Origin of the sequence: Aquibium carbonis, from assembly GCF_003970795.1 — a bacterium.
GTDB lineage: Bacteria > Pseudomonadota > Alphaproteobacteria > Rhizobiales > Rhizobiaceae > Aquibium > Aquibium carbonis.
On the sequence record NZ_RWKW01000166.1, the window covers coordinates 1 to 7,831 of the forward strand.

A 7,831-nucleotide genomic window follows, 5' to 3' on the forward strand; every position below is an offset into this window, starting at 1 on the left:
GGCGCCGGGCGAGGCGCCGCTGGCCCTTGCCGGCGGCCTGCGCGGCTTCAAGGACGGGGACGAGGCGAGGCGAGCGGAGTTCCAGGCGCGCAGCCTGGTGGTGTCGATGCGCGAGGACGGAAGCGCGCTGGTGCTCGACCGCGACCCGACCGGCGACGCCCTCGTCGTGCGCCGGATCGCGCCCGGCGCCGAGGCGCGCTGAGCCGCGACCCGGGGCGAGCGGCGGCGGCATGAAAAAGGGCCGGCGTCCTTGCGGACGCCGGCCCCGATTGTCGATGACAGCCTGGATCAGGCGGACTTCTTCTTGTCGTCGTCGATCTCCTCGAAATCGGCGTCGACCACGTCCTCGCCGGCCTTCTGCGCATCCGCCTTGGCGTCGGCCGCGGCGGCTTCCGCCTGGCTGGCCTCGTACATGGCCTGGCCGAGCTTCATGGAGGCTTCGGTCAGCGCCGTGCTGCGGGACTGGATCTCCTCGAGATCCTCGCCCTCGAGCGCGGTCTTCAGAGCCGCGATCGCGTCCGAGATCGCCGTGCGGTCGGCCTCGGTGACCTTGTCGCCATACTCCTTGAGCGACTTCTCGGCGGAGTGGACCAGAGCCTCGCCCTGATTCTTCGCCTCGACGAGCGCGCGACGCTTCTTGTCGCCCTCGGCATTGGCCTCGGCGTCCTTCACCATCTTCTCGATGTCGGCGTCGGACAGGCCGCCCGAAGCCTGGATGCGGATCTGGTGCTCCTTGCCGGTGCCCTTGTCCTTGGCCGAGACGTTGACGATGCCGTTGGCGTCGATGTCGAAGGTGACCTCGATCTGCGGCACGCCGCGCGGCGCCGGCGGAATGCCGACCAGGTCGAACTGGCCGAGCATCTTGTTGTCGGCCGCCATTTCGCGCTCGCCCTGGAACACCCGGATCGTCACCGCGGACTGCGAATCCTCGGCCGTGGAGAACACCTGGCTCTTCTTGGTCGGGATCGTCGTGTTGCGGTCGATCAGGCGGGTGAACACGCCGCCGAGCGTCTCGATGCCCAGCGACAGCGGGGTCACGTCGAGCAGCAGCACGTCCTTGACGTCGCCCTGGAGCACGCCGGCCTGGATGGCCGCACCCATGGCGACGACCTCATCGGGGTTGACGCCCTTGTGCGGCTCCTTGCCGAAGAACTGCTTCACCACTTCCTGGATCTTGGGCATGCGGGTCATGCCGCCGACCAGAACCACCTCGTCGATCTCGGCCGCCTTGACGCCCGCATCCTTGAGCGCCGCCTTGCAGGGCTCGATGGTGCGCTGGACGAAATCGTCCACCAGCGCCTCGAACTTGGCGCGGGTGAGCTTCATCGTCAGGTGCTTCGGACCCGAGGCGTCGGCGGTGATGAAGGGCAGGTTGATCTCGGTCTGCGCGGACGAAGACAGCTCGATCTTGGCCTTTTCGGAGGCCTCCTTCAGGCGCTGAAGGGCGAGCTTGTCGTTCTTCAGGTCGATGCCCTGCTCCTTCTTGAACTCGGCCGCCAGATACTCGACCAGGCGCATGTCGAAGTCCTCGCCGCCGAGGAAGGTGTCGCCATTGGTCGACTTCACCTCGAACACGCCGTCGCCGATCTCGAGGATCGAGATGTCGAACGTGCCGCCGCCGAGATCGTAGACCGCGATGGTGCCGGCCTTCTTCTTGTCGAGGCCGTAGGCGAGGGCTGCCGCCGTCGGCTCGTTGATGATGCGCAGCACCTCGAGGCCGGCGATGCGGCCGGCGTCCTTGGTGGCCTGGCGCTGGGCGTCGTTGAAATAGGCCGGAACGGTGATGACCGCCTTGTCGACCTTCTCGCCGAGGTAGGACTCGGCGGTCTCCTTCATCTTCTGCAGCGTCATGGCGGAGATCTGCGAGGGCGAATATTTGGAGCCCTGCGCCTCGACCCAGGCATCGCCATTGTCGGCCCGGACGATCTTGTAGGGGACGAGCTTCTTGTCCTTCTCGGTCACCGGATCGTCGTAGCGGCGGCCGATCAGCCGCTTCACCGCGAAGATGGTGCCTTCGGGATTGGTCACGGCCTGACGCTTGGCCGGCTGGCCGACGAGACGTTCGTCGCCGTTGCTGTCGCTGAAGGCGACGATCGACGGCGTGGTGCGCGCGCCTTCCGCGTTCTCGATTACCTTCGCGTCCTTGCCGTCCATGACGGCGACGCAGGAATTGGTCGTTCCGAGGTCGATACCGATTACTTTAGCCATTGCAGTTCTCTCCGCTTAGCAGGCTGCCAGGACCCATACCGGCGTTCCAGTCGGCAGCCCCTGTTTTCCGAAAATGGCCCGGTCCCGTGCGACTCCTGCGCGGCCCCCGAGCGTCGCGGCGTATATAAGAACAGGACCTTTTGCGCGCAAGCGGGGGCTGCCCGTTCCACGCGGTCACTCTTGCACGCCGCGAGCGGTTTCGTGACGGAAAGATGAAGACGGTGGGACAACGGCCCGGTCTCACCCTATATCCCGTCCATGAACGCCTCGTCCCATCTCGACCTCTTCGAGCAGCGCCGCCACCGCGCGATGAACACGCTGCACACGTGGCTGCTGTCCCTGGGCAGCCTCGTGCTGCTCGGCGTCAGCGCCTTCGCCTTCGCCGGCGCCACGGGCGTCGTCTTTGCGCTGGTGTTCGGCGCGGTGACCCTGTGGATGGCGCGCAACGTCAGCCCGAAGATGGTGCTGTCGATGTATGACGCGCGCCCGGTGACGCGGGCCGCGTTTCCGCAAGGGGTGGCCATCGTGGAGGAACTGGCGCGGCGGGCGGACCTGCCGGCGACGCCGAAGCTCTACGTCGTGCCCTCGCAGGTCATGAACGCCTTCGCCGTCGGGCGGCGCGAGGATGCCGCGATCGCCGTCACCGACGGGCTGGTGCGGCGGATGACCGCGCGCGAGCTTGCCGGCGTTCTGGCCCACGAGATGAGCCACATCGCCAACGAGGACGTGAAGGTGATGGCGTTTGCCGACATGGTGTCGCGCTTCACCTCGACCATGGCCACGGTCGGCCTGTTCTCGCTGATGCTGAACTTTCTCGGCTTTGCCGGCGGCTACGAGACGCAGGTGCCCTGGCTGGCGGTGACGGTCCTGCTCGCCTCCCCCACGATCGGCGGGCTGCTGCAGCTGGCGCTGTCGCGCACCCGCGAGTTCGACGCCGATCTGGGCGCCGCGATCCTGACCGGCGATCCGGCCGGGCTGGCCTCGGCGCTGGCCAAGCTGGAGCGCGCCCAGCGCAACCTGTGGGACCGGCTGATGCTGCCGGGCGGCCGCCTGCCGGACGCGTCGGTGCTGCGCAGCCACCCGGTGACGGACGAGCGCATCGCCCGGCTGATGGCGCTGAAGGCGGCGCATGACCTGCCCGAGCCCGCGCCGGTGGCGGAGGTGGTCGAGCGGCGGCTGCGCCCGGGGCGCAGCTTCATCCCCAATGTCGGGCGTCGCGGACCGGTCGACTATCGCCGCATCGCCTCGCTGCTGGCGGCCGAGCCTCCGCTTTCGGCAAGGGACCATGACGGCCCGGCGCATTCCGGCTCGCTCGCCGCGCCCGACGGGCGGCCGCGCCTGCGCATCCGCCGCGGCGGGGTGTGGTACTGAAGGGACCGTCAGGCGTCGGAGAGTTCCAGCGCCCGCGCCATAAGCGCGCCCGCGTCGCCGTCGTGGCGGAAGCCGAGGCCGTCGGCGATGGCCGTGTCGATCGGCGGATAGGAGCCGTACTGCGCCTCCAGCGCCGGCTGCGGCTCGAAGGTCACGCGCTCGCGCACTTCCGGCCCGAATCGCCGGGCCACGGCCTCCACCACCTCGCCCATCGACAGCCTGAGCGCCGGAAGGCAGAAGGCGCGCCGGCCCGTCAGCCGTTCGGCGGGCAAGGCGGCGGCGTGGAGCAGATTGTCGACGCAGCGCTGGCGCGACATCATCCACGACGTCGACCCCGCCGAGACCGGGCAAGTGAAGGTTTCGCCGGCCGCAAGCGCGTGGAAGATGTCGCTCATGTAGGCCGAGTGATGGCCGCCGGGGCGGCGCGGACGCGCGACGATGCCCGGCAGGCGCAGGCAGAGCGCGTCGATGGTGCCGCGGCGGGCATGGTCGGACAGCAGCGTTTCCATCATCAGCTTCTGCGCGCCGTAGCTGAGCGTCGGCAAAGGCAGGGTCTCGTCGTCCACCCTGTCGCGCGGCAGCGGAACGCCGAACACGGCGATGGTGGAGGCATAAACCATGCGCGCCGGCCTGGCCTGCCGCGCCAGCCGGTCGACCAGCGCCATGGTGGCGAGCGCGTTGACCCGCCAGCCGAGCGAGAAATCGCCTTCGGACGCGCCGCCGGGAACCGCGGCGAGATGGAACAGCACGTCGATCGGCTCGGCGGCGAGGGCGTCGACGAGAACCGGATCGGCGATGTCGCCGATCACCGGCCGGATGCCGAGCGGCATGGTGTCCGGCGGAAGCGTCTCGTCGACGGCGACGATCTTCGCTTCCGCGTGCGCGCCGGCAAGCCCGCCCGCGGCGAGCCGCCGGATCAGTTCCTGGCCGATGAAGCCTCCCGCACCGGTGACGACGATCCGCATGGCACCCTCCTGAGACAGCGGCGTGGCCGCGACGGCTGACGCCTCGTCCGGACCACTGGTGCTTCGCAGTAGGGTTCGTCCGACCGCGCGTCAACGGCGATGTCGCATCGCCGAAGCGGGGATGACGGCAAAGCCGGGCCGGCTATACCGCTTCCCAGCCGCCGCTTTCGCCGGCGCGGAAGATCGCGTCGATGACCTTCTGGTTCAGGACGGAGCTTTCGAGCGGGAAGACGTCGACCGTCTCGCCGCGCGTGGCCCTGACGAAGGCTTCCGCCTGCAGCCGGTACTGGCGGGTGTCGGGGAAGCGGTAGACGGTGGCCTCGGTGTGGTTGTGGTTGTGGAGCGTCACCGTGTCGTCGCCGTAGATGCGCGCGTTGAACGGCGTGGCGACCTCGATGAAGCCGGCCTCGCCGTGGAACACCATGCTTTGCCGCGCCGCCATCTGCGTCGAGACGTAGAAGGTCATGTCGAAATCGCCGCAATCGGCCGTCACGTGCGAATAGATGTCGGTGCCGAAGGCCGGATCGCGCTCGACGCGGGCGCGGATCTTAAGCGGCTCCTTGCCGGTGGAAAGCCGCATCGCCACGGTGGGGTAGACGCCGATGTCGGGCAGGCCGCCGCCGCCGAGCTCCGGCCGGTTGCGCATGTTGACCGGGTCGACGTTGAAATAGGTGAAGGCGCCCTGCACGTGGCGCAGCCGGCCGATCGCGCCCTCGGCGATCAGGTCGCGCACCTTGTGCCATTGCGGATGGTAGGCGACCATGAAGGCCTCGCAGACGAGCACCTTGTTGCGGTCGCGCGCGGCGATGACCGGAGCGATGTCGGCCGCCTTCAGCGCCAGCGGCTTTTCCACCAGCACGTGCTTGCCGGCATCCGCCGCCTTGATCGCCCATTCGACGTGGTCCGACGTCGGCAGCGGGATGTAGACGCCGTCGACGACGTCCGACGCCAGCATCTCCTCGTAGGAGCCGAAGGCATGCGGCGCGCCGAGGCGCGCGGCCAGCGCCCGGGCCCGCGACAGGTCGCGGCTGGCGACGGCAGTGACCAGCCCGTTCTCGCTGTCGTTCAAGGCCGGGATGACGTGCTCGCGCGCGATCTTGGCGGTGGACAGGATACCCCAGCGAAACATGGTCTTGCCTCCTCGAAAATGTCGCGCGGACCCTACTGCGCGAGAGGCCGCGAGGGAACCGGGAAAGCGCGCTACCAGGGAACGACCGTCAGTTCCGGCCACAGCGGCAGCGCCCGCGCCGCCTTGGCCTCGTGGGTCGCGCGGTTGTCGATAACCCGGTTCGGCACCAGCCGGAAGGCAAAGACGTCGTCGAGCCCGAACGGGGCGTAGAGATCGAGCGTGCCGTCGGCGCCGAGCCTGACCCCGACCGCGTGGGTCTTGCAGGCGAAGCGGTCGATGCCCTCGCGCGACGAGCCGAGCGGCGGGTAGGGCTGGCCGAAATGGCCCTCGTACCAGAGATGCACCCGCGCCTGGTTGCGGATCTCGACCGGCAGCGGGAGATCCGCAAACAGCGGCGCGGCGCGGCGGATCACCGCATCCTCTGCCTCCCAGGACAGGTCGGCGGCGTCGAAATAGAACAGGTCGACGTCCTTGACGCCATGCCCGGACGGCCGCCCGGTGAGCGCGTTCCAGACGGTGTTGTAGAGCGCGCCCGAGACGATCCACCAGTCCGGCAGATCGAGACGGCAGGCAGCTTCCAGCGCGGCGAGGACGAGCGGATCGGCACGCAGGATCGCGAGGAAGGCATCGCGCTGGCGGGCGAAGGGCAGGCCGGAAAAGCGGAGATGGTGCATGGGTCCAGGGTGGGCGATTCGGCCGCGAGGAGCAATGCGACAGGCGTGCCCGGATCGATGGCGCCAGTCGGTCCGATGCGATATGATCGGGCACGATCACGCAGCGGGTCAGGACCCAGGATGAAGACCGTCACCATCCGAATCGACGACGACGTCATGACGCGCTGGGACGAACTCGCCCAGGCGCATGGTCTCGACAGCGGCCACCTCATGGGCCAGGCGATCGTCGAGAAGCTGGAGGAGCTGGAAGACTTCTACGTCGTAAAGGCGCGGACGGCCAAGCCGTTCCAGCCGGTGCCGAACGAGGAGGTCTGGCGGCGGCTCGGCCTTGAGGATTGAGTGGCATCCTGACGCCGTCCTCGACTTGACGCGTCTGGGGACCGCCGAGCAGCGTCGGATCAAGGCAGCGCTGGACGATCTCCTTGCGGCATCCGACGCGCGCCAGCGGCTGGTCCCCTATTCGGGCCATCTCAAAGGCCACTGGAAGCTTCGCGTCGGCGACCACCGGCTCGTCTGTCGGGTCGAGGACAGGGACGGCCAACGCGTGCTCGTGATCTATGTCGCTCACAGAAGCCGGGCCTATGACAGCCGTAGCGTCAGGACCATCCTTAGTCGCACCGAGGACTGAGCCCGGCGCCGGTGGCACCGGGCTCACCGCCCCCCGCCTGCCTCACGCGTCCTGGATGGCCGAAAGCTTCCAGTCGCCGCCGTGCTCGCGCACGAAGGTCCAGAGCTCGACCGTCTCGGTCGGCTGGTCGGAACCGCCGGCCAGTTCGCCGGTGGCGCGGTCGCGCAGGACGTCGATGGCTTCGTAGCGCAGCGCCGTCGTCGCATAGTCGCTTCCGTTCTCGCTCCAGGCTTCGGCGACGTCGGCCTGCAGGAGGTGCACGCCGGAGACCTCGTTGACCACGCCGCGCCGGGCGTTGTCGGCGAGTTCCTCGGAGAAGAACGACACCATCTCGGGCGTCGTCAGCCGGCGCAGGGCGGCGTGATCCTCACGCGAGAAGGCCTCCTGCACCTCCGACAGCCGCTGCTGGAACGTGTCGAGATCGGCTTGGTCGAGCCGGATGAACTCGAGCTCCGGCTCGCTGTCGACCGGGACGGCCGCGCCGCCGATCGACGGCACGGTGAAGCCGCCGGCCTTGCGCGGTGCGGACGCCTCGTCGCGGGCGAGCGGCTCGCGGCCGAAGCCCGGCCCGCCCGAGGGGGACGGCGCACCGCCCGCCATGGCGGGTGTCTGGCGCGAGCGGAAGAAGGCCATGGCGAGCCAGATCAGCGCGCCGACCAGGAGCAACTGGATCAGGAAGCCGAGCGCGCCGGCCATGCCGCCGAAGCCGTAACCGAGCAGCATGCCGAACAGGCCGCCGATCAGGATGCCGCGCATCAGCGAGCCGCCAAGCCCGCCGCCGAACATCCCCTGCCGTTGCGGGCCGGCCGCCTGCTGGGCGCCGGTCTGCTGGCGGGTCGCGGCGGGGGCGGGCGCG

The 7,831-nt window shown here is 69.1% G+C and carries 9 protein-coding genes; 4 read left to right on the plus strand and 5 right to left on the minus strand.

All coding sequences use genetic code 11. The features are described from left to right. Positions 1 to 202, plus strand: a 202-nt coding sequence (locus EJC49_RS25895) for a hypothetical protein (protein WP_170314867.1), incomplete at its 5' end; no start/stop codon positions are given. An 86-nt stretch (positions 203 to 288) separates the two neighbouring features. Here EJC49_RS25895 and dnaK read toward each other — a convergent pair. Continuing rightward, complete coding sequence (gene dnaK / locus EJC49_RS25180; RefSeq protein ID WP_126702674.1) at positions 289 to 2,208, minus strand: molecular chaperone DnaK; 1,920 nt, start codon at positions 2,206 to 2,208, stop codon at positions 289 to 291. A gap of 258 nt (positions 2,209 to 2,466) precedes the next feature. On the opposite strand from dnaK, the gene EJC49_RS25185 reads away from it, so the two are divergent. Then, positions 2,467 to 3,579, plus strand: a complete 1,113-nt coding sequence (locus EJC49_RS25185; protein WP_210211873.1) for a zinc metalloprotease HtpX — start codon at positions 2,467 to 2,469, stop codon at positions 3,577 to 3,579. 8 nt (positions 3,580 to 3,587) lie between these two features. Here EJC49_RS25185 and EJC49_RS25190 read toward each other — a convergent pair whose 3' ends face one another. From EJC49_RS25190 to EJC49_RS25200, 3 genes are all read right to left on the minus strand, one after another. Next, on the minus strand, positions 3,588 to 4,544 hold the full coding sequence (locus tag EJC49_RS25190) for an NAD-dependent epimerase/dehydratase family protein (protein WP_126702675.1): 957 nt from the start codon (positions 4,542 to 4,544) through the stop codon (positions 3,588 to 3,590). Between the two features lie 142 nt (positions 4,545 to 4,686). After that, on the minus strand, positions 4,687 to 5,673 hold the full coding sequence (locus EJC49_RS25195; RefSeq protein WP_126702676.1) for a Gfo/Idh/MocA family protein: 987 nt from the start codon (positions 5,671 to 5,673) through the stop codon (positions 4,687 to 4,689). Between the two features lie 71 nt (positions 5,674 to 5,744). Continuing rightward, the gene (locus tag EJC49_RS25200) at positions 5,745 to 6,347 is read right to left on the minus strand and encodes a nucleotidyltransferase family protein (RefSeq protein WP_126702677.1); all 603 of its coding nucleotides are present in this window, start codon (positions 6,345 to 6,347) and stop codon (positions 5,745 to 5,747) included. Positions 6,348 to 6,467: 120 nt separating this feature from the next. Here EJC49_RS25200 and relB point away from each other — a divergent pair, with 120 nt between their 5' ends. Then, positions 6,468 to 6,686: a type II toxin-antitoxin system RelB family antitoxin gene (gene relB / locus EJC49_RS25205; protein WP_126702678.1), complete on the plus strand. Its 219-nt coding sequence runs from the start codon at positions 6,468 to 6,470 to the stop codon at positions 6,684 to 6,686. 25 nt (positions 6,687 to 6,711) lie between these two features. Beyond that, positions 6,712 to 6,975, plus strand: coding sequence for a type II toxin-antitoxin system RelE family toxin (locus EJC49_RS25210; protein ID WP_170314868.1), 264 nt, complete (start codon positions 6,712 to 6,714; stop codon positions 6,973 to 6,975). Positions 6,976 to 7,017: 42 nt separating this feature from the next. Here EJC49_RS25210 and EJC49_RS25215 read toward each other — a convergent pair. After that, positions 7,018 to 7,831, minus strand: an 814-nt coding sequence (locus tag EJC49_RS25215; RefSeq protein WP_126702680.1) for a Tim44 domain-containing protein, incomplete at its 5' end; no start/stop codon positions are given.

Excerpts from the sequence above, each read along its gene's own strand:
- dnaK (WP_126702674.1), bottom strand. The coding sequence starts at position 2,208 with ATGGCTAAAGTAATCGGTATCGACCTCGGAACGACCAATTCCTGCGTC.
- EJC49_RS25200 (WP_126702677.1), bottom strand. The coding sequence starts at position 6,347 with ATGCACCATCTCCGCTTTTCCGGCCTGCCCTTCGCCCGCCAGCGCGAT.
- EJC49_RS25185 (WP_210211873.1), top strand. The coding sequence starts at position 2,467 with ATGAACGCCTCGTCCCATCTCGACCTCTTCGAGCAGCGCCGCCACCGC.
- EJC49_RS25195 (WP_126702676.1), bottom strand. The coding sequence starts at position 5,673 with ATGTTTCGCTGGGGTATCCTGTCCACCGCCAAGATCGCGCGCGAGCAC.
- EJC49_RS25190 (WP_126702675.1), bottom strand. The coding sequence starts at position 4,544 with ATGCGGATCGTCGTCACCGGTGCGGGAGGCTTCATCGGCCAGGAACTG.
- relB (WP_126702678.1), top strand. The coding sequence starts at position 6,468 with ATGAAGACCGTCACCATCCGAATCGACGACGACGTCATGACGCGCTGG.